Source organism: Polyangiaceae bacterium, from assembly GCA_016715885.1.
In the GTDB taxonomy this organism is placed as follows: domain Bacteria; phylum Myxococcota_A; class Polyangia; order Polyangiales; family Polyangiaceae; genus Polyangium.
In genome coordinates, this window is record JADJXL010000001.1 from 361078 (window position 1) to 385000 (window position 23923).

Annotated in this window: 24 protein-coding genes (1 of these 24 cut by a window edge); 9 read left to right on the top strand and 15 right to left on the bottom strand. The window is 59.3% G+C overall.

The features are described 5' to 3' along the window. Window positions 1-23 precede the first annotated feature (23 nt). Genes IPM54_01610 through IPM54_01620 form a run of 3 tightly spaced genes read right to left on the bottom strand, consistent with a single transcriptional unit; the run spans window position 24 to window position 2987 of the window. Window positions 24-434 (bottom strand): hypothetical protein, encoded by a 411-nt coding sequence (locus IPM54_01610; protein ID MBK9258514.1) that lies wholly within the window; start codon window positions 432-434, stop codon window positions 24-26. 1 nt (window position 435) lies between these two features. Continuing rightward, on the bottom strand, window positions 436-1380 hold the full coding sequence (locus IPM54_01615) for a hypothetical protein (GenBank protein MBK9258515.1): 945 nt from the start codon (window positions 1378-1380) through the stop codon (window positions 436-438). After that, complete coding sequence (locus tag IPM54_01620) at window positions 1377-2987, bottom strand: hypothetical protein (protein ID MBK9258516.1); 1611 nt, start codon at window positions 2985-2987, stop codon at window positions 1377-1379. The genes IPM54_01615 and IPM54_01620 overlap by 4 nt, the downstream gene beginning before the upstream one ends. Window positions 2988-3105: 118 nt before the next feature. Between IPM54_01620 and IPM54_01625 the strand changes: the two genes are divergently transcribed. Continuing rightward, window positions 3106-4383 carry a hypothetical protein gene (locus IPM54_01625; GenBank protein MBK9258517.1) on the top strand — a complete coding sequence of 426 codons (1278 nt, stop codon included), beginning with the start codon at window positions 3106-3108 and terminating at the stop codon, window positions 4381-4383. Window positions 4384-4776: 393 nt separating this feature from the next. Here the strand turns inward: IPM54_01625 and IPM54_01630 are convergent, their stop codons facing one another. The 3 genes from IPM54_01630 to IPM54_01640 form a co-directional block, all read right to left on the bottom strand. Further along, window positions 4777-4959, bottom strand: a complete 183-nt coding sequence (locus tag IPM54_01630) for a hypothetical protein (GenBank protein MBK9258518.1) — start codon at window positions 4957-4959, stop codon at window positions 4777-4779. A gap of 120 nt (window positions 4960-5079) precedes the next feature. Continuing rightward, the gene (locus IPM54_01635; protein ID MBK9258519.1) at window positions 5080-5424 is read right to left on the bottom strand and encodes an RNA-binding protein; all 345 of its coding nucleotides are present in this window, start codon (window positions 5422-5424) and stop codon (window positions 5080-5082) included. 485 nt (window positions 5425-5909) lie between these two features. Next, the gene (locus tag IPM54_01640; protein ID MBK9258520.1) at window positions 5910-6659 is read right to left on the bottom strand and encodes a glycosyltransferase; all 750 of its coding nucleotides are present in this window, start codon (window positions 6657-6659) and stop codon (window positions 5910-5912) included. 191 nt (window positions 6660-6850) lie between these two features. On the opposite strand from IPM54_01640, the gene IPM54_01645 reads away from it, so the two are divergent. Together IPM54_01645 and IPM54_01650 are read left to right on the top strand one after the other, a co-directional pair. Then, window positions 6851-7447 (top strand): TIGR00725 family protein, encoded by a 597-nt coding sequence (locus IPM54_01645; protein MBK9258521.1) that lies wholly within the window; start codon window positions 6851-6853, stop codon window positions 7445-7447. Next, entirely contained in the window at window positions 7444-8484 is a 1041-nt protein-coding gene (locus tag IPM54_01650) for a hypothetical protein (protein ID MBK9258522.1), read from the top strand. The genes IPM54_01645 and IPM54_01650 overlap by 4 nt, the downstream gene beginning before the upstream one ends. On the opposite strand, the gene IPM54_01655 is transcribed toward IPM54_01650, so the two are convergent. Genes IPM54_01655 through IPM54_01675 form a run of 5 tightly spaced genes read right to left on the bottom strand, consistent with a single transcriptional unit; the run spans window position 8465 to window position 12644 of the window. Beyond that, a complete protein-coding gene (locus IPM54_01655; GenBank protein ID MBK9258523.1) occupies window positions 8465-9406 on the bottom strand; it encodes a polysaccharide deacetylase family protein in 942 nt (313 codons plus the stop codon). The two genes, IPM54_01650 and IPM54_01655, sit on opposite strands and share 20 nt — an antisense overlap. After that, window positions 9403-9894, bottom strand: coding sequence for a hypothetical protein (locus IPM54_01660; protein MBK9258524.1), 492 nt, complete (start codon window positions 9892-9894; stop codon window positions 9403-9405). Before IPM54_01660 ends, IPM54_01655 begins: the two co-directional genes overlap by 4 nt. Continuing rightward, window positions 9891-10688 (bottom strand): phytanoyl-CoA dioxygenase family protein, encoded by a 798-nt coding sequence (locus tag IPM54_01665; GenBank protein ID MBK9258525.1) that lies wholly within the window; start codon window positions 10686-10688, stop codon window positions 9891-9893. Before IPM54_01665 ends, IPM54_01660 begins: the two co-directional genes overlap by 4 nt. 13 nt (window positions 10689-10701) lie before the next feature. Next, window positions 10702-11244 carry a hypothetical protein gene (locus IPM54_01670; protein MBK9258526.1) on the bottom strand — a complete coding sequence of 181 codons (543 nt, stop codon included), beginning with the start codon at window positions 11242-11244 and terminating at the stop codon, window positions 10702-10704. Beyond that, window positions 11241-12644, bottom strand: coding sequence for an ATP-binding protein (locus tag IPM54_01675; GenBank protein ID MBK9258527.1), 1404 nt, complete (start codon window positions 12642-12644; stop codon window positions 11241-11243). The genes IPM54_01670 and IPM54_01675 overlap by 4 nt, the downstream gene beginning before the upstream one ends. Window positions 12645-12733: 89 nt before the next feature. Between IPM54_01675 and IPM54_01680 the strand changes: the two genes are divergently transcribed. The 4 genes from IPM54_01680 to IPM54_01695 are packed head-to-tail and all read left to right on the top strand — an operon-like array spanning window position 12734 to window position 17049. Further along, window positions 12734-13588, top strand: coding sequence for a M20/M25/M40 family metallo-hydrolase (locus IPM54_01680; GenBank protein ID MBK9258528.1), 855 nt, complete (start codon window positions 12734-12736; stop codon window positions 13586-13588). Then, window positions 13579-14451, top strand: coding sequence for an arylamine N-acetyltransferase (locus IPM54_01685; GenBank protein ID MBK9258529.1), 873 nt, complete (start codon window positions 13579-13581; stop codon window positions 14449-14451). The genes IPM54_01680 and IPM54_01685 overlap by 10 nt, the downstream gene beginning before the upstream one ends. Continuing rightward, window positions 14426-15607: a phytanoyl-CoA dioxygenase family protein gene (locus IPM54_01690; protein MBK9258530.1), complete on the top strand. Its 1182-nt coding sequence runs from the start codon at window positions 14426-14428 to the stop codon at window positions 15605-15607. Before IPM54_01685 ends, IPM54_01690 begins: the two co-directional genes overlap by 26 nt. Beyond that, window positions 15604-17049: a hypothetical protein gene (locus IPM54_01695; protein ID MBK9258531.1), complete on the top strand. Its 1446-nt coding sequence runs from the start codon at window positions 15604-15606 to the stop codon at window positions 17047-17049. Before IPM54_01690 ends, IPM54_01695 begins: the two co-directional genes overlap by 4 nt. A 7-nt stretch (window positions 17050-17056) precedes the next feature. Here the strand turns inward: IPM54_01695 and IPM54_01700 are convergent, their stop codons facing one another. Beyond that, complete coding sequence (locus IPM54_01700; GenBank protein ID MBK9258532.1) at window positions 17057-17401, bottom strand: helix-turn-helix transcriptional regulator; 345 nt, start codon at window positions 17399-17401, stop codon at window positions 17057-17059. A gap of 188 nt (window positions 17402-17589) precedes the next feature. Between IPM54_01700 and IPM54_01705 the strand changes: the two genes are divergently transcribed. Next, entirely contained in the window at window positions 17590-18360 is a 771-nt protein-coding gene (locus IPM54_01705) for a peptidylprolyl isomerase (GenBank protein ID MBK9258533.1), read from the top strand. A 201-nt stretch (window positions 18361-18561) separates the two neighbouring features. Next, window positions 18562-20841, top strand: coding sequence for a serine/threonine protein kinase (locus IPM54_01710; GenBank protein ID MBK9258534.1), 2280 nt, complete (start codon window positions 18562-18564; stop codon window positions 20839-20841). Between the two features lie 50 nt (window positions 20842-20891). Here IPM54_01710 and IPM54_01715 read toward each other — a convergent pair whose 3' ends face one another. The 3 genes from IPM54_01715 to IPM54_01725 form a co-directional block, all read right to left on the bottom strand. Continuing rightward, complete coding sequence (locus tag IPM54_01715) at window positions 20892-21884, bottom strand: SUMF1/EgtB/PvdO family nonheme iron enzyme (protein ID MBK9258535.1); 993 nt, start codon at window positions 21882-21884, stop codon at window positions 20892-20894. A gap of 341 nt (window positions 21885-22225) precedes the next feature. Beyond that, a complete protein-coding gene (locus IPM54_01720; GenBank protein MBK9258536.1) occupies window positions 22226-22996 on the bottom strand; it encodes a fumarylacetoacetate hydrolase family protein in 771 nt (256 codons plus the stop codon). 46 nt (window positions 22997-23042) lie between these two features. Further along, window positions 23043-23923: the 3' portion of a trypsin-like peptidase domain-containing protein gene (locus IPM54_01725; GenBank protein ID MBK9258537.1), read on the bottom strand. Its footprint extends 265 nt past the window's final position; the window shows 881 of its 1146 coding nt (coding positions 266-1146); its start codon lies beyond the right edge, outside the window; it ends in the stop codon at window positions 23043-23045.

Here is a 23923-nt window from a genome sequence, read left to right on the forward strand (position 1 = left end):
TTACGGATCGTGGTTTGTCGTGGTCATTGCGACGGCTGGCCTGCTCGAATTTCGGGGGGCAAAAGGGGTTCTTTCGTGGCGGTGCTTCCCGGGGCCAATTCTGCATCGACGCGAATTTCCGGGGGCACGAGCGGTTCGGCTGTTGCGACACTGCCCGGAGCGAGCTCGGCATCGACGTGGATGACCGGGGGCACGAGCGGTTCTTTGGGCCCGTTTTCGATCCAATCTTTGACGTCGGCGACGTCGGCGGGTCCGGGCATGCGTGTCGTCGCAACGGAGTTTGTTGTGGCCGCCTTGTCGTGCTGCACGGCTGGTGAAGTTGTCGAGTGGATCGTGGATGGAGTATCCGGCGGTTTGGCGCGACCGTACCATAGGGCGAAACTCGCGCCAATGGCAACGATTGCGATGGGAATGAATTTGGCTTTGCCGGGCATGTCATTCGTTGTTCGTGGAGCTGTTCACGCAGCGGAATGTTCGCACGTCCGCCTTGTTGCAATTGCCCTCGAAATTCGTGATACCTGTTCCGTTGACGCAGAAGGCATCATCATCGCCTGTACGATGACCAATCCAGTCACCATTGAAGAGCGCGGCGCCGGTGCCATTGGCCAAGGCGAGCCTATACAATTCGTTGTAGGTGGCGATGTGTCCGCCGAGTGCGAAGCAGACGTTTTGCGCGTCGTTGAAATTCTGCCCGCTGAATCGTATCGTGGCGCAGATCGTATTCGATCGCGTGATGCCCCCGAGGCTCGTCTGGGTCGTGGCTCCGATGCTATTGAACGGCGCCGTGCATTGTCTCGGACCTGCGCCGATGAGCTGCGACCACACGGTTGTACCGGAGTTGTTCGTCTTTCGGAACCATAGGTCTTGATCGAAGAAACTGCCGCCGATTTGCAGCGCGTAGTTGTTTCCACCGTTGGAGTGTCGCACGTCGATCATGTGTTGCCAATCGGACGCATTGGGGTAGAAGTTGGTCGGAGTGGACGTCTCGTAAAACCCGCTTCGCGTTCCTTGTAGCCCTGCATTGTCTCTCGTTTCGGTCCGACTGAGCCCATTGCCCCAATAAACGATTCCGTCGGCTCGGATGTTTCCCGTTGCATGCACCTGTTCAGCGGGGCTCGTGGTTCCAGCGCCGATCGCGCCGGAGAAATAGGTCACGCCGCTCGTACCGCCATCGACTTGAAGGTAGGGCGCGGTATCGTTGTGGATGCCGCCACGGAATTGAGCTTGAGCTTGGAAGTACACGGTGCCGCTGTTGAAATAAGCGCCACCGGGAACGACGATGTACGAGCTTGCGACGATGTATGGGTTTGGCGCGGTAAATCGTAAATTACCGCCTGCGGCGCTCGCAGAATTGATGCTCACCACGTTGTTGACCGTCACGATGGAGCCGTTGTCGGTGATGGTCGAATTACCGCCCGTGGTAGCGGACGTGAATTTGATGATGGTATTGAGGGTGCCGTTGATGTTGGCCGATCCGGCTGGGCCGGTCGCGCCCGTTGGGCCGGCGGGGCCTTGAATACCCTGCGGGCCTTGAGCGCCCGTAGCGCCGGTGGCTCCTGTCGCACCCGTTGTACCAATGGGTCCGGTTGGTCCTGTAATACCTTGCGGGCCTTGAGCGCCCGTAGCGCCGGTGGCTCCTGTCGCACCCGTTGCACCAATGGGTCCGGTTGGTCCTGTAATACCTTGCGGGCCTTGAGCGCCCGTAGCGCCGGTGGTTCCTGTCGCACCCGTTGGCGGGGTCCGGTTGGTCCTGTAATACCTTGCGGGCCTTGAGCGCCCGTAGCGCCGGTGGCTCCTGTCGCACCCGTTGCACCAATGGGTCCGGTTGGTCCTGTAATACCCTGCGGGCCTTGAGCGCCTGTAGCGCCGGTGGCTCCTGTCGCACCCGTTGCACCAGTGGGTCCGGTTGGTCCTGTAATACCCTGCGGGCCTTGCGCACCGGTCGCACCCGTTGCACCGGTTGGTCCCATAGGACCGATATCCCCTTGCGGCCCGGTTGGTCCCATAGGACCGATATCACCTTGCGGCCCGGTTGGTCCCATAGGACCGATATCCCCTTGCGGCCCGGTTGGTCCCATAGGACCGATATCACCTTGTGGCCCGGTTGGTCCCATAGGACCGATATCACCTTGTGGCCCGGTTGGTCCCATAGGACCGATATCCCCTTGCGGCCCGGTTGGTCCCATAGGACCGATATCACCTTGGGGTCCGGTTGGTCCCATAGGACCGATATCACCTTGGGGTCCGGTTGCGCCCGTTGCGCCCATTGGTCCCATAGGACCGATATCACCTTGGGGTCCGGTAGCGCCCGTTGCGCCCGTTGGTCCCGTCGGACCGATGTCACCTTGCGGCCCGATGGGTCCTGCAGGCCCGACATCGCCTTGCGCCCCGGTAGGTCCGATGGGCCCATCCGCGCCGGTTGGCCCAGGCGCACCTGTCGCACCATCCGCGCCCGCAGGTCCCGTTGCACCGGTGGGCCCAGTCGGTCCGGTAGGACCAACCGTACCAAATGACGGTCCGACCCATTCGCCATTGTTATTGATGACTTCCGTGCCATTGACCGTGACGCTCGTCGGGTGAATGTCGCCATTGACATCCTGCGCGAGCAGCGCATAAGGCACGCTCTGCACGGGCGACCGCGGCAAAAGCTCCGCTTCGTCGCCGATCGTGACGCCAAAATACCTGAGCGACCCGTCGAATACTTTGTCCCCAAACGGAACGATCGATCCGAGCGACACCGAATAATAACCTTCTTCGAATGTCACCTCGTGCGTTTCGCTCCAGATGGGCGCCGCTGCATCGACCGCATCATAGATGGCGAACACCACCGAAAGCGATCCGCTGATGGGTGCTCCATCGGCGTCGAAGAGGCGCCCCTGATTCGTGATCGTCCCAGGCACGTCGGCCGCCGCGTTCCATGCGCTCGCTGCAACGCTCGTCGCGAGCAGACATGCAGTCAACCATCGTCGGATCGTGCGAGTTGCCATGGTTTGTCCTCTCCGGGGCACGCTCGAGAAAGCACACAGCTAGGCGAATCTAGCTGCGAGAATAGGCAGGTCTCGCAACACGTGTCAACGGCGTCGCTCTCCGCTATCATCGCCGTTCATGCGCGTCATCGTCCTTGCTCTGCTTGCTTTTCTCTCCAGTTGTTCGAGCTCCACGGATGACGTTTTTGGCACGACATCCGACGGCGGCGCCGACGCCGCACCTTTCGACGACGCTGGCCCCACCGATTCAGGCACGCCCGCACACGAGCGCCTCTATGTCGGCACCGGCGAATACAACGGCAAACAGAATTGGCACGGCGTGCTTCGATTCGAAGACGCCGCCGCATTGGATAGCACCGCCTTTGGCCCATATACGGCCACATCGACGATTCCCATCAAATCGACCACCGACAGCGCCGGCGTCAAGCTCAACTTCGCCCATGGTTTTTACGTGTGGGAAGCTCGAGACGAAATGTACATCGCGACGCTTTTCACGAGAGCCGACAACGTCGAATGCGGCCCCTGTGATCCCATGAGTCCCGAACAATCCGGCTCGGTCGCCGTGCTCTCCAACATCAGCAAAGCCTATGGCCCTCAAAAAGTATCGAGGCACCTTTTTGGTGGCGACGTGCCCGCGCAAGACGCAACGCAAATCAATCAACCGCATGGACTATGGATCGACGAAGGACGCGATCTTCTTTATGTAGCCAATACCTTCGGGCGAAAACTGCTCGTATTCGACAAGGCATCGACCGTCTCCGGCAATATGCCTCCGTCACGAATATTGACATCCCCCCAATTGGGTTTTCCCGTATTCGTCTTCGTCGAGCCCTCGATGGACGTCATGTTCATTGCGAGCATGGCCACGCCCCCGATTGCTCCAGCACCCGCGATCCTGTTTTATCGCAATGCATCCCATGTCGATGCAGCCGCCGAGCCCGACATTCGGATCATGGGCCCGAATACGCGGCTTTCAGCGGGAAACAACCAAACGACGCACAACGTATGGTTTGACCGGACAAGCAAGCTCTTGTTTGTTGGTCACCATACGAACGAGGTGCTCGTGTACGATCTGTCGAAGGTCGATTTGGAGAACGCGGGTCCGATGGACTTGGATCTCGCGCCGCGCGTCATTGACGTGAGCACGTCGGACGCGGACATTCCAGCGTGGAGCGTGTATGGCTTGTTTTACGTGGGGGCGGAGGATCGGCTTTACGTATCGACGGGGCACGCGATGATGGGCCCTTCGGTCGGGTCGCCCCCGAATGCGGTCAAGGTGTACGACGGCGTCGGCTCACCGATGTTTTCGGGACGGGAAAAACCTTCGCGACTGATTCACTGGCAAAATGGTAATATTTATTTTCCGCCGCAACCGCTGTGGGTGACGAGGTATTGACGGAGCGTGTGCATTCTGCTTCCGCGTCGCTCATCCACCATGCCGAGACATCGTGCAAACATGCCGAGACATCGTGCAAAGCGATGTAGGCCGAAGGCCTGACCGGCCAACGACCTCGCAGTTGCGTCCGCCCCCCGGTACGGGGGGGGGGGGGGGGGGGGGGGGGGGGGCGGGGGGGGGTTCTCCGGGGGGGGTCCCCGGGCGGGGGCCCGGGCCGCGGGGGGGGGGGGGGGGGCGGGGCGCGCCGGGCCGGGCGGGGGGGGGGGGGGCGGGGGGGCGGGGGGGGGGGGGGGGTTGCCGCGGCCCCCCGCCGGGGGGGGGGGGCCCGGCGCGGGCCGGGGGGGGGCGCCGGGGCCCTCGGGGGGGGCGGAGGGGGCCCGGCGGGCCCCAGTATTAATCGAGGACGATGGGTTGTGGTCCAGGCACGATCCCGGCGATATCCGGATCTTCACCGGTGTCAGGAGAGTCGCCGAGTTTCTTCTCGCGTTTGCGCGCCTCGCGGTCCGCAGCTTTGTCCTTCTGCTTCTGCTGGCGTGCGCGTTCCTTGTTCCGCTTGTCGGCCCCTTGTCTGCTCATCCGACAAATCCTTTCGAGGGAAAGAAACGAACCAACGGCGTGAGCGAAACCTCGCTCGAGTATTCGAGAAGGCCGCGCTTACGCCGTCAGTCACGTTCGGTCGATCGGTATAGGTCGAGATCAGTATCTGCTGTAGCCGCGACCGCCACGGTCACGACCGCCGCCGCCGCCATATCCACCACCGCCGCCGCCGCCATATCCGCCGCCGGAACGCGCGGGACGCTCTTGCGCCTCGTTGACCTTGATTGCGCGGCCATCGAGCATGCAGCCGTTGAGCTGTGCGATCGCGCTGTTTGCCGCTTGCTCATTGCCCATCGTCACGAATGCAAAACCGCGCGGTTGCCCCGTCTCGCGATCCGTTGGCATGGCAACCTCACGAACCTCGCCAGCGACGGCGAAGGCAGTTTCGATGGAGGCTTGGGTGGTGCTGAAGGAGAGATTTCCGACGTAAAGGCGATTGCCCATGATTGCTTCCGTGGCTTCTTTGATGCGCTCTTTCGAGCCCTTCACACCTGCCGTTCGATGAAGCCATAAGGCCGAACGGAGGCGCACCGAAACGCAGGAAAAACCCAGCATGGGAAATTCGTCCGCCGCGGCGCACGTTGCGTCATCCAGTCTTCCAAGCGAGCATCGTTCTTCGGAAGAGGAGCGACGTGCCAAGCGGTCAGGGACGTTTTCGTGTACCCCCGGACCTTAGCCCAGCCGCCGGCCCTTGGCAAGCATGCTTCAAAAAAATGTGTTTGCTTCGTTCAAACACCCGGAAAACCCAGGCCGATGAGCAGGCTCGTCAAGACAAACCAGCGCGAAAGTGCAACGCAACCGACGAAAATGTGCCATGCGTTCATGCCGCATGTCGGTGTCGACGCGAACACTCTCGTGCGTCCGCGCGCCATCGATTACGATAACCTGCTTGCAGGTTTGTCCTCGCAGACGTTCAAGGCAAATTCGTATCATTCCCCCCAGCCAAACCAATTCTTCCGCACGATCCAGCCCGTCCATTTCAGACGCCATCGGTTCTTTTTGACCAGCCACGGTCTATCGAACTCGGCCGTCGGATGCCATTGATGAAGCATGTACGTGCGCTCCGTGATCCACTCGAGGACCCGGCCATCCTTCTCGGCGCGACGTGCCAAGTCATTGTCCTCTGCACCCCAATACGTGTACTTTTCGTCAAAACCTCGGACTCCGTGAAACCATTGCGTTTCGGCACACTGGCACCCGCCCAGCCCGCGCGCTGACCGATAGGTTGCAGATCGTTTCCATGATTCGAGGTCCGCGAAGTCGACGACTCGTCCTTCGGTTTCCTTGCCGAGATCCAGGCACTGGCACATCAGCAATCCGCGCCCTCCAAGCTTTTCCTGCGTATCCAGCAACGTCTTGAAAAACGTTGGTGCAAGCACCATGTCCACGTCGGTGCAAAAAGTATATTGGCCTCGAGCCCGTTTGATGCCGATGTTGAGAGCCCGTGACCGGTTCCAGAGACCTTGCGTCGGCGTGTAGTACACCGTCGCCCCATGCGCTTTCGCCGCCTCTTGCAACGCATCGCGATGCTCGGGCACGCTGCCAAAGTCGCTCGAAACGATCTCGACGTCCTCACCCGGAACGCCCTCTTGCCAGCGCAAACTGCGCAAACAGTTCTCGAGGCGCACGCCCGATCGATTACGAAGTGGAATGACGACCGACAACAAAGGAGCGCCCATACGAATGGGCCGGCGTCTAGCACATGAGCATCGTCCGTTCAAGCGTGGACACTCAGCTATGCGGCGCCATAACTGAAACATGACGAAAAGCATCGTGGGGGCGCGGTTGCCATCGGCGCGTCACGCTGGTATGCGCAGCGCGTGAACGTCGCACGCTCACACGCGACACAAGAAAGACTGCGTTTCATTCGATGACGAAAACCGATCCACAAGCGCATGTTACTCGACGTAGGTTTGTCCTCGCAGCGATCGGCAACGGTGGCGTTTTGCCTCCCGCCGTCGAAGCTCTAGCAGTCGACGTCGGACGGCTTGCGATCGATGCTGGATTTCGCGTCGTGACGGGAGGTTTGTCTGGGGTCATGGAGGCGGTTTGTCGCGGGGCGCGAGCGTCGTCATCGTGGCGCGATGGCGACATTCTCGGCATTCTTCCTGGTTACGACAGGCGAGCTGCCAACCCGTACATCGATATCGTCGTGCCCACGGGAATGCAGATTGGGCGCAACATCATCGTGACCGCCATGGCGGATGTCGTCCTGGTGATTGGCGGCGGCGCCGGGACGCTCAGCGAAATTGCCGTCGCGTGGCAACTCGGCAAACCCATCGTAGCACTCGAAAAGACGGGCGGTTTTGCCGCAGAGTATGCCGGAAAAAGCATCGATGCGCGGCGCAACGACGTCGTGCTCGGCGCAGAGACGGCCGAAGAAGCCATACGAATTTCGCTCGAGTTGGTCGCTCGTGAGCGCAAGGAACCAGGAGACATCGGCAGCGGCTGGAGAAACCGCGAATGAGGGTGCTCGTCACGATGGGTTTTTTCGACGCTTCCGGCGAATGCCGCCTCGTCGAGGTGGATCTGGACCGAGGCACGCATGAAACTCGGCTCTCCTTCATTCCGCCCGAACCGCTGCGGTTGCCTGAAAAAGGTTTTACGGGGGCAGCCTGGAGCGGCGCGCCCTCGTCATCGATGCTCTTCGTTTGTGGACCAAATGCATTGTTTCAAGTCGATCCGCATGGGTTTGGCGTGGTCGACGTCTGGCATCAGCCCTGCATGAACGATCTGCACCACGTCGCTGTCACTCCCGACCGCGTGTACGTCGTCAATACGGGCCTCGAAGCGATCGACGTTTTTACTCGCGACGGCGTGTTTTTAGGCAGCCATGCCCTTCATCCCGGCTGGATCTCCGCTCAGCGCCAGGCGGGTTTGTCTCCGTCTCGACAAGACTGGGATCTGCTACGCGATGCCCGCTTTCCCCCGCAGCTCGGCGAGTTGCGCCACGACGAACCTTTGGGTAACTACTACACTTCTCGTGCAGCGTCCGCACAACTGGCGTTTTCGCGGCGAAAATTGCGTGATTACGTTCATCCGAATCATGTCGCCATTCACGCGTCGCAAATCCTCGTGACCCGTTTTCTCGATCGAGCGGTCGACGATGTTTCGAGCTTCGAGCGCATCATCGACGACACGCCAGGTCTTCCGCATGACGGCATCGTGCACGAGGATCGGTTCTGGCTCACGTGCGTCAATGGTCTTGTCATTGCGTATGCCATTGAGCATGGGCGCGTGACCGGGCGCGAAGTCGAGCGAATCAACGTATTTGAAGCAGGCTACGCTGGCTGGTGTCGCGGGCTCTTCGTGACGCACGAATACATCGTCGTAGGCATGACCGAAATTCGTCGCATGCCGCATGACCGATGGTGTAACAGGCCCATTGAAGGTACGGAAACGTCCATCCTATTGATTCGCCGCTCCACTGGAAAACTCGAACGACGCGTGCTCGTCGGTGACACGAAACGACATGCCAAGGTATTCAGCGTGTTACCGCTTTGAAAATGGGCTCGAGGCGCCTCGCGAACCACGTCGGATCGTTCGTCGGAATGAAACGTGGCAAGCGCATGCGAGAATCATTCGGCATCGCCGCACATGAGCCGAGCGAGAGTCCGACGGAAAAGCCTCGGGCACGTGCCAGTGCCTCCGTTTGCGCATTCGTGACTCCGTCGGGGTACGCAATGATCCTTGCGATCGGAAAGTCATGTTTCGGAAAAAATGAAAACGCTCGATCGAGCTCGTCACGAAGCACTTCCTCGCCCAAGGTAGGCAAATGCACGTGTCGATGTCCGTGCGATCCGATCAAAAACCCTTCGTCGACGAGCGTGCGTAGCCCATCGATGTCGAGCAGCTTTGGTGTGGCGGGTCGATGCGTGACGCCAAGCACCGTTTCGACGTGACGGAGCAGTCTTTCTTGTGCATCGTCGTTTGCACGGACGAACGCTCGTTTTTCCGGGCCATCTATCCAGCGGCCAAAATCTTCCTCGCGATCCAGATCGAACGACCATGGCTGCAAGCCAAACTCCGTCAGCGTACCTCGACGAAAGGTGGCGGCATTCATCGCAGCATACCAGCGATCGACGGGAAACACGTAGCCATCGGTCAGCGGCGCGGTCGAGACGCATACGATTGCCCGCAACTTACGACGTTGTAGCTCGGGCAGAGCAAACGTCACGATGTCTGCATAACCGTCGTCGAACGTCAGCAGTGCGGCAGGTCGATTCGCTGTTTGAGCGCTGCGCGGCCAGTCGAAGATGGCTCCGGGAGGAAGAATGGCCGCGTGTTTTTGTAACTCATCGAGCAGATGGCAAAATCGCTCGACGGACAAAGCCGTTTGCCTTTGAAAGTATGGTTTGTCCGAGCCGTGTTGGTACGATTCCGGAAGAATGCGATGAAAGCACAAAATGACAAGAGGATGCGTCACGGTTTTGCGATTTGCCCGATGAGCTCGGGAGCGAAAGGCACGTCGATCTTCGTTACGGGTAAACCTTTGGTCTCCCACGTCGAGAAGCGGTCATACCACTCGGCGGAGTACGAAAAATCATCGTATTGCCTGAGCGATCCTGATCCAATGGGCCGTTTGCGCAGTTGCTCTTCCCATCGCGATCTTTCCGGAAGCAACAGCAACACTTCTTCGTCGTTGGAAATGGGAAATAGTGCATCCTCGGGCACGAGACCGGCGACGACGAGCAGTGGTGCCAACGAACGATTGTCCGGGTGAAATTCGAGATTGCGGACGAGACTCACGAGCGCTGCATTGGCCGTGAGCACTCCTTTGCGAATGCGTGCGGGCAAGATCAGTGGGGCGAGCATTTCGTTGAATTCCACGACGCGCCCGGTTGCTCGTGCAGTATTCGCCCATGTCGACTTGCCTGCGCCCGGCGGACCCACGAGCCACGTCAATCGTTTCATATGCCAAACCTTTCCCATTCGGAGACGGGCGTTCCGTCGGGGATGATTTTGCATAGCGGGTGCCGCGGTGCGCGGGCGTGACAGATGCGTGTGGACGCAGAAAGCCAGCTCGATGCCCATGCTCGTCGTCGTTTTCCTGATCGATTTGGCGCCGATGCATGCCAGACGAGCGGATGAAATACGATGGCATCACCTGGATCGAGTTTTCGACAAACGTGCTCGTAGTCGTCGATGTCGGCGACTTTGCCCGTCGTACCTGGTTGCGCGTTTCCCGAGTGCAAATCGATGGCCGGACCAATGCCTGACAGATGACTTCCGGCAGCGAGCACGAGGCTTCCAGCTACTTCATCGACGGGATCGATGGGTACCCAAACGACCAAGCCTCGAGGTTTGTCGACGGGCCAAAATGGATAATCCTGGTGCCAAGCAAAGCGACTGCGTTGCGATTCACCTTTGTCGAGCAGCAGGTCTTGAAACAACACGGCTGTGTCGCCGAGCAACTCTTCGATGACGGGGCGCAAAGATGTTGCAATGGGAAATGTCGAAAGAGGGGCTTTTCGTTTATGTGGATTCAGCCATTGCAGCATGAGGTTGTCGAAGGGAGGAGTATCCGGCGGGGGAGGCGTGTGGACGAAAAGAACCTGGGCACTCCGAGGAATGTTGGCAGCTTCGTGGTGCGCGAACGAGGCGGCGAGGGCATCGAGCGCGCGCTGGTCGAGGAGCCGAGGGAGGATGGTAAAACCGTGACGGGAGAGGGAGGCGCCGACGTTCATCATGCTGTAGTCCAGCGTCATCGGACGTGGTTCGTCAAATACCAAGTGCCAAGCGAATTTTGTCTTCCTTTTTCGGATGACACACTTCCGGCCTACAGTTGAATTCTCGCTCGAATTCTTTGATTCTCTGCGCATCCGACGCACTCTTGGAACTGCCCGTCGCAACGATGATTCCGCGCAAATTTCCAGGAGCGAAAAAGGCGGTGCCGAGCACTCGTTCGAGCTTTTGCTTCAATGCTCGCAGCGTATTGGAAAGCTGCTCGATGGCCACGCTGAGGTCGGCCGTGGTCTTCAGTTCGATGGCAGCAAGACGCACGAGATGACCATCGGCGGATCCTCGCTCTCGGATGACCATCAGTACCAAATCCGAGCGTCGCTTATTGTGGAGATCAAAGTGAGCGGCAAACGACTCGGGGTATTGATTGTCGACGACGCGCGAGACTTCGTCCGTTCGGAAGAGCAACAATGTTTCGCCGTCCTTTCTCGATAAAGAAAGCGTCGTGTTGGCGTCTGTGTAGCTGGTTTTTCCCGGCAATAGAGAACGGCGCAGCAGGTAGCCGAGAGGCGAATGATTCATGCTGCCTGCTCCGGATCTGGCAATTTCGAGACCAAGGTTTGCATTTTCAAATTTCCAACGTAGATGCTTGGGTCACCAAATGTGTCCCACTTAACTTCGCTCCACGCGTTCGTAGGGTCGAAAATGGACGTCACGCGAACTTGCGATTCGTCGGCATTTTCATCGAATTGATAGGCTGCAACGTCATTGGGTTTGAGAAAGCTCTCCTTGGTTCCGAGTCTGAACTCTGGCATGACTTCCTCCTGGTCCTTCGGGGAGAGCCGACCAGCAAGGATGAGGTTGTTCAAGTGGTCCAAGATGAAGGAGCTATGCGTCGTCATGATTACGCGTACCCCTCGGTTCACGAGCAGTGCGAGCAATTCGACCGTCGCTAGTTGCGCTTCGGGATGCGCATTCATTTCCGGTTCGTCGATGATCAATACATCCCCAGCGCGTGCTCCATGCTGAATGTAGAGTGCCAATCCAGCCAGGGAACGCACGAGTGCGGACGCTGCGTGGATTGGTAACGCCGGGCCTTTTTCGGGAATGAAAACCATACGCTGCCCGGCTCCCACTTCCACAAAATCCACGGTGCCCCCCAAAATCCTCTTGTTGATGAGTTCCAGAGGCTCGGGCATCATCGGCTTTTCACGCTTGCGCCATTTGAGCTCCGCCGAAAACAAGAAATGCGCGTACGCTTCGGGCGGCTCTGTGAGTGCGACCTCTTCGCTCGGTCGCATGTTCTTATATACGGCGACAACCGTTTCACGCTCCGCCGGCAGCAACAATAAAAGCCCGAGCGAAAGGAAGCGTTGCGCAAACGCTCGCAGCCACACGGCGGCTTGTTCGCGCAATGCATTCGCGTCGCCACTTCTTCGCTGTGCAACCCGGACGTTTGGATCCGGGTCCTGCCAGGTCAACTGCAAACTCCGTTGCGAATAGGAAAGCTGAAGCATCGCGAGTGCTTCGCGCGCACGTAGCTCTTCCGGCGTCAGCTCCAACGTTACACGCGCATCGATCGACAACTCTTCTCCCAAACGAAGAAGTTTGCCCAGGTACTTCTCGTTGAGGGCAAACCGCACGGGCTCGTCAATGAATCCCAGCAGTGCGCGTCGTGAAACCTCGAGCTCGACCGTGTCGGCGTCGCTCGCTTGTGGCATCGGCAGTCGGGCTACTTCACGCTCTGCAGCCGCTTGAAGCTTCGACCGCGTAGCATCTGGCCGGAGTTTCATCATCGTCGGTCCCGCGGCCCGAACGGAACCGATCCCTGCCTGACGCCACGTCAAGTTCCGGAGCAACCCATACAGCGAATACGCAACCCATGTCTTGTTCGTGTTGTTCTTCCCGACGAACACCGTCAGCGGCCGAATGTCGAGCTCCGCCTCGTTGATCCGACCCAGGTTGCGCACGTGGAGCTTCATGCCCCGATCCTACCGCAACCTCTTGTCATGCCGCAACGGCCCATGTACCGTTCGCACTCGTCGTGACGTACTGCGGAAGCTCACAAGGCATGCACGAGACGAACCTGCCGAACGCAACAGACGACGCGTTCTTGCAGCGCTTCTGCGCGCTCGTTTCCGAGTTTGTCTCGGCACGCAGCACCGCCAGCCATCCCGAAGGGCTCGGGCATGTACGCCAAGCCATCGCGGCGCGTTTGTCCGCGTTGGGTTTTACCGTGAACATGCTGGGCGAAAAGCGTGCGGCACCCGTCGTCGTCGCCGTTCGTCCGGGCGCAAAAGATGCACCAAACGTCGGCCTTTTCGCGCATTACGACGTCGAAGAAGCCGGCGACGGTTGGTCCACCGATCCGTTTGTCCCCGTCATCGCCGACGGTCGCGTCCATGGCCGAGGCACGGGTGACAACCTCGGGCCGCTCGCATTACGACTGCTCGCGCTCGAAGATGCTTTGAACACAAACGATCGGCTGCCCGGGCTCGTGTGGGTCATCCAAGGCGAAGAAGAAATCGGTTCTCCTTGGGCGCACTCGGTTTTCCCAACGCTCGACCTGCCTCCCGTGGCCATTTGGCTCGAAGAAACCGGCTACTTCGAAGAAGATGGGACACAACGCATCCTGGCACGACGTATTCCGCCGAAATTGTCTCGCGTCGTCGATTGCATAACTGCCATGGCGAGCGCAGCGGGACGTGACGTGCGCATTCTCGATAGGTACTTGAACAAAGCGTTTGGCGAGGCACGCTGCCCCTGTTTGACGCATCTCTTGCGTGATGCTCCGTATCTCGCGATCGGCCCCAACGATACGCGTACGCGCATTCACGCCGCAAACGAATCCTTACCGCTCGGCACGATACTCTTGTCGAAAGCACAGTTTGTCTCGGTTCTTCACGAGGTCGCTCGATGCGAGTGATCGACGACCCCGATCTAGGAAATTGGCTCACGCGCGCGGAAGCGGAGGCATTCTGCGAGCGGCTCGGCGTCAACGTTAGCCAACGAGATGCCGCGAAACTCGGCGCGCTTGTCCGCGCGTACCTTGGAAAAATTCCGTTTCACAACGTTCACATGCTCGTGCGTTATGGTCGCGAGCCTTCGCGGGCGGAAATTCTCGCGGATATGGGCCGGGGACTCGGCGGCCCGTGCAACGTCATGAACCCGTTTTTCGCGGCACTCCTCGCGCAGCTTGGTTATGATGTCACGCTGCTCAGCGGATCGATGCAGCAGCCCGATTGCCACATTGCGCTCTGCGTACGTTTCGGCGAACATGCCTATTGGGCCGATGTGGGCAACGGGCATCCGTACCTCGAACCGATTCGACTTGGTGACGAGTCTCCGAAATTCTCCGCGGGTCTCGGGTATCGTCTCGTTGCACGACCATCTTGCGGGTATGTCATCGAGCATCAGTTCGACCGTGGGGGGCCGTGGAAAACGTGTTATACATTCACGCTCGAGCCGCGGCCGCATCGTTTTTTTGCCGCAATGATCGCCGAACATCACACGAAACCCGGTTTCGGCCCATTCATGACCGGCTTGCGCCTCATTCGGGTACCCGACGGATCGCTCACCGCCATTCGTGACGATGTCCTTCTGACCGGACGCGACGTGATCCAGAAGCATCACCTGGCCAGCAAAAATGCGCTCATTGATGCAGTGACCGAGCATTTTGGCGATATTGATTTGCCTATTCGGGACGCCGTCAAAGTGCTCGAAAGGCAAGGTATTACGATGTTTTCATCAAGGAGTGAACGAAATGATGAAGACGTTTTGCGTGAATGACACGAGGGCCAAGGTTTTTTTCGACGAACATGGGTTCGTCATCATCGAGCCGCAGTTTTGTCATGATGAGCGTAAAGCTCTGCTCCGAGCGCTCGAGGGGTTGATAGACAAATATTCGCAAGAGCAGGGCCTCCACCGCGACACGTATTTGGAGAACATTTCGCAATGGCGCGACATCTGGCGCGAGGACGCTTCGGGAACGTATCGCGCTTTGTTGCAGGACGAGCGGCTATGGGCAACGGCCGCGCATTTTCTGGGGCACCGGGGGACACGACTTTTGCACGATCATGTCATCATGAAACCGGCTCGGGCGAGCGGGACTGTGCCATGGCACCAGGATTATCCGTATTGGCCCGTAGCACCCGCGGAAGGTTTGTCCTGCTGGTGTCCACTCGAGGACGTTGGGCCCGAGGGCGGATGTCTCGAAGTCATCGATGGTTCACATCTCTTTGGAGAAAGCCCGCCGCAGGACTTCTTGGCAGGTGGGCGCGCTGAATTCGACGTACACGATGACCTCGTGCGTTTGCCCGCGCGCGCAGGAAGCATCGTCGTGCTCCACAGTTTGACGTGGCATCGTACCGGGCCAAACCTGGATGCAGGCTCTCGCCCGGCATACATCTCGTTATGGCTTCCCGCGGATGCTCGATATGCGCCGGAGCATTCGGGGTGGCATCCCGTGAACGAGCACGTAACGGTGAAGCCAGGCGAGGTGCTCAACGATGATTGGTTTCCCCGGTTCGGGGAACTTGTCGTACGCGAGCACGTAACGGCATCTCCACACGCGGCGCCACCTTTCGATGCGTCGAGCGATACTCTTTCGATGTTTACAGCGTCCGCGACGATTGCAGAACAATTGCGCACCATTCTCGAACGAGCAGGCGCGGGGCATCGAGTCGGGGGCATCGGCGTATTGCTTTCCGTGGATGGGGCTGCCGAAATGATTGTCCGTGAAACGCTCCGGGCGGGGGTCTGCCGAGCAGACCAAGTGCGTGATCTGGAAAGAGCACTGGCGAATCTGCGGATTTCGGCCGATGCATATCGGCTTCATCGAGCTCGCAACGTATACAATGGTGCTTACAGCGAATGGTGGAACGTCGCCGGTAGGGCGTGGAGTGCCCATCTTCGCGCCGAACGAAGCGGTTTGGCAGAGATATGAAGGAAAAACTCGTCGTCGGAATCATCGCCGACACGACCAATCCTGCGGCTGCGGAACGTCTCTTGGACGATCTCCATGATCTTGCTCGTCTCGATCAAGGGTTTTCGTCGATTGAAATAATTGTGTTGGAAAATTCGTCGGGCATCGACACCCATCCTATTTCATTTCGTGGCGCGAGTCACCTCGAGCTGCATCGGGTGGACCGGAATACCCAATTGCGCGATGCTGCACGTGGTTTTTTTGGAAATGTTCAGATTGGGACGGGGCGTCATCCCATCTCACTTGCTCGAACGTTGCTACAACGATATGCGCATGCTCGAACGTTACAAAAGCCCGCATGCGTGTGGATCCTCGACGAGGACCTTCGACTTGGGCCTCTTCTCGACGCAATACGCGCAGGAAAGCCGTATTTGTCCGAGCATATCGCAGTTTGTCGAAGTGAACACATTGACGTTGCGATCGGTCCCGTGCTCGGCGCGCCGCCCCTTCCCGCACGCAGCACGTTGCGAGTGAACCTCGAAGACGTATTGCGGCACTTGCGCGTTTTTCGGGAGCTTGGACCGAGGAGTTCATGGCCTGATCGTTCGTTCGAGAATGCACAGGTTCGCGCCCGATGTCCTGAATATTATTACGACTTCACCACCGTTCACGAGGATGCTGGCAGCCTGCCTTATTGGATGGAACCCAGCTGCCCCGGCGAAACGGTAGAATCGGCGTTCGCCAGACTGGTTTCCGCGTTTCCAGGACTCATGGATGGCGTGCCGATTACGCGAACGATACCCATCAATGGCGAAAATGTTTTACCTTCGCTCGAGCTTGCGCGCGGCGGCAATACCCTCATCCTCGAACCTCGGTTGCTCGGCCGGTTGCCCAACGTCGTACCGACATTCGACGGTCGGGCGTGTCGCCGCTCGGATATGGTATGGTCGCGACTGGCGGTGCATTTGGAGCGGGCGCGCTTTGCTCGTATTCCGCTTCCGGTTTGGCAGGATCGAACGGGAGCTGGACGCTCGAGTTTTGGCGCGGACAAAGTGGTGGATGATGCCCGAGGTTCCGCGCTGATCCGTGCTTTCGATGCATTGATTGCCGAGGGGCAGCTCGCTCTTGGGCAGCGGATATCGGAGGAGGTAGCGTGGCGGGCGGCGCATGTGTTTCGCACGCATTTGTCCGCGCGTCTCGATGCCATTCAAAGGTCGGAGCGGCGCGCAGGCATGTTGCTTGGCGAAATTGAATCATACCTGTCGACGATGCTCGAAAACGATACGTTTGCAGCCGATGCGATGCTGCTAAAACGGTGCGTCGCCGACCTCAAAAACGCGCTGGAACCTGGGTGCGTACCGCCCTGTCGTGTCGATGATTCGCTCGCCGTGCAGCGTTTTTTCGTCGGCCTGCACGAAACGTTGGACGAGTATCGTCGGGGCGCCGATTTGGCCACGCTGTAAACCGTATTCACTCCTCCATCTCATGCTCTGCCACGAGCGCCTTCAGCTCGCGGCGTAATCGTTTGAGCTCGCGTTTGGGAAGTTGGCGAACCAAATCCACTATCTGCGCAATATCATTCTCTTTCGGGAAGGACAAGAGGACCGGAGAGCAAGTGCCGAGGCCAATCGCAATTCGCTCCACGGTCTCGATCGTGATCGAGGCCAAACCTTGTTCAATGCTCGAAAGATGACCCTTCGATATCGACGTCGCGTCTGCAAGCCGACTGAGTGAAATTCCAAGCTCGGTACGCAGTGCCCGCATCCGAGCCCCGAACTTGAGCGTGAACGGTGTGGCTTTGGTTCGTCTGGGCATGCCGCTCGACTATCACGACAATCGCGCAAGGAAAAACCTTTTCGTCAACTGGGGTTCGTCCCGTACGATTTTAGGTTCGGCCAACTATCATAAAGGTTTGCCCGAGCGTCATTTTTGCACGTAATGCCATGCTGTCGAACGAGAGGGGGTGACGACGAAGGCGAGATGGTGGTAAACTCGTGTGCCCCATGCCCCAACCGCCTGCTGTTCTCGTCGCGACATGCTTGGTCCTTCTTTCGAGTGGATGCTCGAAAGAAGAGCCGTCGCGCGGGCCTTCTGCGGGGCCGTCGTCGGGTTTGTCCGCGGATTCTTCGCTCGTCGCGTCCGCTCTGCCGTCTCCATCTGCCGCGGCGCCCAAGGCATCCACGACTGCTGGGCGCGATGGGAACGATCCCCTGTTTCACCCCGAGAAAGCGACGCTCACCGCGCCCGACAAATTCCGCGTCGAGTTCGTGACGACGAAGGGCAACTTCATCGTCGAAGTGACGCGCGCATGGTCACCGCATGGCGCGGATCGATTCTACAACTTGGTGAAACTCGGGTTTTACGACGGCGTGCGCTTCCACCGCGCCATCGACGACTTCATGGTTCAATTCGGCATTCATCCCGAACCTTCCGTCAATGGAGCTTGGTACAAGGCGTTCATCCCGGATGATCCCGTGGTCGAAAGCAATCGCCGTTCGTACGTCACGTTCGCCCACGCGGGCAAGGACACACGCACCACGCAAATCTTCATCAGCTACGTGGACAAACAGCGGCGCCTCGACAAGGACGGTTTTTCTCCGTTCGGCAAAGTCGTCGAAGGAATGAACGTCGTCGATTCGCTCTACAAAGGGTACGGCGAATTGTCCCCCAAGGGCAAAGGCCCAAATGCAAGCCGCGCGCAGCGCGAGGGCCAAGCCTACCTCGACGCCGAATTCCCCAAGCTCGATGCCATCAAACAGGCACGAGTGCTTTGACATCACTCGTCATCGAGGGTTTGTCCGCGGACAGCGCCTCGGTCTCGTACCGTAAGGTCGTGCTCGTAGACCTGAGCGGCTGTCAAGCAAGAACGCGTCGATTGTGATGACGACGCCAAAGGTGGGTGCTTTTTCTTTCGGTTCGCATTTGGCATTCCAACAGCCTTCCCGCGCGCCGCGACTCTTGCGACAATGCCGCCGATGCCTGAGGCTGATGAACGTCCGGTGCAGTCCGGCACGGTCGAAATCGTGACGTCAACGACGGACCTGACGCCCGAGTTGAGCTCGGCGATGACGCTGCTCGGGAGTGAGCCGGTGGCGATCGAGCAGCCTCCGGACGCGCTCGTCGGTACGACGTTGAGCGGCAACTACAAGGTGCTGCGAGTGATCGGCGAAGGCGGGATGGGGCGCGTTTACGAAGCGCAACACACGCGCATCGCGGGCAAACGTTTTGCGATCAAACTACTTCACGCCGAGTTCGCCAGGCAGCCCGGGATACTTGCTCGTTTTCAGCGCGAGGCCGAAGCGTCGGCATCGATCAGTCATCCGAACGTCGTGGGTGTGTACGACGTCGACCGGACGCCCGATGGCCAGCCGTTCATGGTGTCGGAGCTGCTCGCAGGGCAAGACTTGAGCAAGCTGCTCGAATCGCAGGAGCGTATCACGGTGAAGCAAGCCGTCATCATTACGCGGCAGGTTTGTCGCGCTCTGCAGGCGGCGCATGACAAAGGCGTGATTCACCGGGATGTCAAACCGGAGAACGTATTCATCACCGGAGCGCTCGACGAGCCGACGGCCAAGGTGCTCGATTTTGGTATTTCTCGATTGCAGAATGAAGGAAGCTCGAGTTTGACCAAGACCGGAATGGTCATTGGAACACCTGCGTACATGGCGCCCGAGCAGGCCATGGGTGGCCAAGTCGACGCTCGAGTGGACGTGTATGGCGTGGGGGCGATTCTTTATCGAACACTCACGGGACGGCTTCCGTATGGCGACGAAGAGCCGACGGTGACGATTGCGAAGTTATTGACGACCGAGCCGGAAAGGCCGCGACAAGTAGCGCCGGAGATCCCCGAATCGCTGGAGATGATCATTCAAAAGGCCATGGCGCGCGAGCCCGATCGTCGTTACCAGACGCTGCAAGAAATGGAGCGGGCGCTCGGTGCATTCGAGGCGCAATTGAGTTCAGCGGCGGTGCAAGGAGCTGCGGGGTCTGGGGCCGTGGCGACGACCGACGGAGAAATCGCGGCGGCTCGGCCGCAGCTCTTTTTGGAAATAGCAACCGCCGTCGTCGTTGCAATCTTTGGGCTCCTCGGTGTGCTCAATGGTGCAATTCGCTTGGGTCGTGGTATTGGTTTGTCCAAGCTCGAATTTGCGCTCGCACTTTTGGCATTGCTGGGGCTATTCGGCACGCCGCTCGCTCTTTTGGTGCGATACATCAAAAAAACCATCTGGCCCGATACGAACCGCGTGGTCGAATTGGCAAGTCGTTTTCGGATGCCTCTTTTGACTGCGCTGGCCGTTACGGGAATGCTCAGCGTGTTCATTCACGTGCTCGAAGGCGTCTCTGGCGCAGGCACGGGTGCTGGATGGGCAATTTGGGAGATGCTCATTCCCGTCGTCGGTGCGCTTGCTGCGGCGATTGCGTTTTCTTGGCGACGAATTGGGCCGAAACTACCATTTTCACGCGCTGGAGGCAATGGAAGTCATATCCTCGGAGGCGCTCTCGCTCTCGAATTCATCGTGGTTCTCGTGCTGGTGCTCGCGCATCGCGAGCCGGTCAAAGAAGTGACGCCAGCATCATTGGGGACCGACGAGGCTCCGCGGATAATATCGGGGTCTGGGGCGCCGAAGCCGGGGGCGGCGCCGAGCGTTGCAGAAATGGCGCCTGGCAATGCGCAGACGGCCAAACCGTCGTCGGGTTTGCCGCTTTCTTCGCCCGAAGCCAAAGACGCATGGCGCAAGCTGGACGATTTGATGCGCAAACGTCTGGCCAAGGAGTCGGTCGAGGCGCTCGACGAATTGCTCACAGTGGATCCACTGGCTCCGCAAGACAAGGAAGTGCGTGGGAAAGCGCTGCAACTCGCCGTCGATGTCGCCCTTTTGCGCAATGATTCGTCCGAGAAAATGTTGCAATTGCTTAGCACACGGATGGGGTCGATTGGTATCGACTTGATGTACGAGCTCGTTGCGACGCGAGGGGGTTCTGTCGCGGCACGTGACGCAGAAAGACTTCTGCGTGAAGACGCCGTTCGGGCGCGTGGTACCGAGGCTTTTCGCATCGCATATGATTTGCGTATCGCGTCCGGCTGCGATGCAAAGCGTGCATTGTTCGAGCGAGCTCGCACGCAAGGGGACGGACGTGCGGCGATGGAGCTGAAGTTGCTCCGCGAATGCCGGCGAGGAAACACGTGCTGCATGCGCGGCGATGACGCGCTCAATGACCTGATCGCCGCGATTGAGAAGAAGGCGGAGCAGTAATTTCGCAGGTGGGAGTCCGCGCCTTCGTTCAAATGTCAAAGCTGGAAGGCCTAGATGTCCTTACAGCAGCGAAAGCCCAAATGATAATTATAGTGGCTCGATTCGCTCGACAACCGAGTTTCGTGCCAAGCAGGCGCTCGCCATCGACAATCGTCCGAGTGAGGGTATTGCGTTCCGAATGCAAACCAGCTCCCCTTCATTTCGGTAAAGCCACTTCCGCCATTTTTCCCTAGCTCGCTCGGAATGGTGGGCAAATTCATGTGTTCGGCGACGTTGCCGTGCATGTCGAAAACACCCAATGCGCTGCGACATTGAGGGAATGCGCCCGTGGGGTATGTGTTCGAGCCACATTTTTCATAACCACCACCTGGACAATCCGGCGAACGAAAGCTCTGCAGTCCGCACGCGGCGTGGTTTTTCTTGGGTCCGTAACTCCAAACCACATCCCGCACATGGTTGTGATACGTCTGCACTTCGGCTCGCGGACGCCCCCATTGATATTCGACATCGGCCGATCTGAATGCCCCCGCGCAAGCGCCTTCCCATTCGTGCGCGTCGCAAATTCGTTTGCCAATGGCGGAACAAAGCGCCGCCGCTTCGCTCGCTCGCACGTGCACCACGGGATACTCGCAAGGAATGTTGGGAAACTCGAGCTCGTCCATGCATAGATGCGCATCGTCATCGGTTTGTCCTGACGATGGATCGAAGATGGCCACCATGCCAGTAGCATTGCACGCCGGCGAGTTTGTCCGGGTGATGGAAGCCTCGCGCCGAATTCGATGACATTCGGCTCGCGAGATCGGATGCTTCGACAGCGCCGGGTTGCCCTGACCAAGATGAGGGGATGCGCTGAAGATCGCTTGCACCCTCTGGAGCTGCTCGTTCGACAAACCAAGATCGGCGCGCATGCGATCGAAGAGTCGAGCGCGTTGAGCTTCGAGCGTCGTGGGCTCGGACTCGTCGACGATCGTGACGTCGGTCTTCGGGGGATCGACGATCGGTGGCTCCACATGGATCGCATGCTTCGAAACGAAGTCGTTCACATACGTACGAGCCACCGATGGTTGGTGGTCAAACGAAGTGGTCGCTCTAGCTACGATCGCGACGAGCGATGGGAGCGCGATCAGGAGCGCCCGACGAACGGTTCTCCGTAACGTCGAGCGCGGACTTTGCGCGTGCGTCGACGACAGCGGCGGAACGGAGTCGACGCGTGAGGGATCTATCGTGGAGATCACCGGCGGAGCGGCGTCGCGTACGGGCACGTCGTCCATGACGCGTGCGAGCGTGTACGAAGCCGCTCGAATGGGCCAAGAACGTCACGAAATCTAGACTTTGAAGAAAGACTCGAAATTTGGCAGACAACGTAGCGCTGGCCAAACGGCGATCACTTCTGTTGTTGCCGAACGCAATTTCGAAGGAGCCCGATGCCATCAACCTCGACCTGCACCACGTCGTCGTGCGCCAGAGGTCCAACGCCGTGCGGAGTTCCGGTGGCGATGAGGTCACCGGGCTCGAGCGTCATGATGTCGCTGATGTAGGCGACGAGGTGTCGCACGGAGAAGATCATGTCGCGCGTGTGGCCATCTTGGCGAAGCGTTTCGCCGACGCGACAACGTACGCCGAGCACATCAGGGTCGATGTTCGTTACGAGCACCGGGCCTGCGGGGCAGAACGTGTCGAATCCTTTGGCTCGAGCCCACTGGCCATCCTTCTTCTGAAGATCACGCGCGGTGACGTCGTTGATGCACGTGTAACCGAAGACGTGTTCGAGTGCTCGATCGACTGAGACGTGACGACAACGTGATCCGATCACGACGCCGAGCTCGGCTTCGTGGTCGACGCGTGTGCTTGCGGTAGGGAGCTCGATGGTGTCGTCCGGTCCGATGATGGACGAGGGGGGCTTGAAGAAGAGCAGGGGCTCGGCGGGCGCGTCGTTGCCGAGCTCAGCGGCATGTGCGCGGTAATTCCTACCAACACAAACGATTTTCGAAGGCGTGACGGGGGCGAGGAGGCGCGCTGTGGAACGTGCGATCTTTTCGTCGGTATCGCGGGGGTTTGTCCACGGAGCTCCGCTGAGCACGGTGAGCGTGTCGTCGTCGAGTCGAGCGTAGGCAGGTTGTCCGCTCGTGGAGATGATGCGTGCGAACGTGGTCATGATGGCGTGCGAGCGTAACACGCTCGGTCATGGCCTCGTTCGAGCGTCACATGGCGATGACGGCGACGCGCACTTCGCGTTCCTTGCCATCGCGCACGACGTTGAGGGTGACGTCGTTGCCAGGGCCGACGTGATCGAACACGTCGAGGAGAGCTTCGTAGGTACGCACGCGCTTGCCGTTGGCTGCGACGATGATGTCACCCGGAGCGACGCGCCTTCCGCGTACGGCGCGGACGCCTTCGAGTCCTGCTTTGGCAGCAGGTGATCCTTCGACGACGCTGTAGACGACGACGCCTTCGATGCCGGCCTGTCGAGCTGCACGATCGAGAGCGGGATGAACTTGGATGCCGATGCCGGCGACGGATGCTCGACCGTTCGTGATGAGTTGCGGAACGAGCCTGGCGACGGTGTCGACGGGGATGGCGAAACCGATGCCGGCGGATGTTCCGGATGGACTGTAGATGGCGGTGTTGACGCCGATGAGCCGGCCGCTCGAGTCGAGCAGTGGACCGCCCGAGTTGCCAGGGTTGATGGCAGCGTCGGTTTGGATCACGTCGCGGATCGTGCGTCCCGTGGGGGATGAGAGTTGTCGTCCGAGTGCGCTCACGACGCCGACGGTGAGCGAGTGATCGAGACCGAATGGATTGCCGACGGCGAGGACACGCTGGCCCACGAGGAGCTCGGCTGACTTGCCGACGGGCAGTGGGACGAGTCGTTCTTTGGGCGCTTCGATTTTGAGAACGGCGAGGTCTTTTTCGGGAGCTTGGCCGATGACGGTGGCTTCCCATTCCGACTGATCGGCGAGCGCCACGTTGAAGATGCGGCCTTGAGCGATCACGTGGAAATTCGTGACGATGTGACCTTGGTCGTCCCAGACGAACCCGCTGCCGGTGCCTTGGGGGATCTGTTGAACGTCGAACGAGAAGA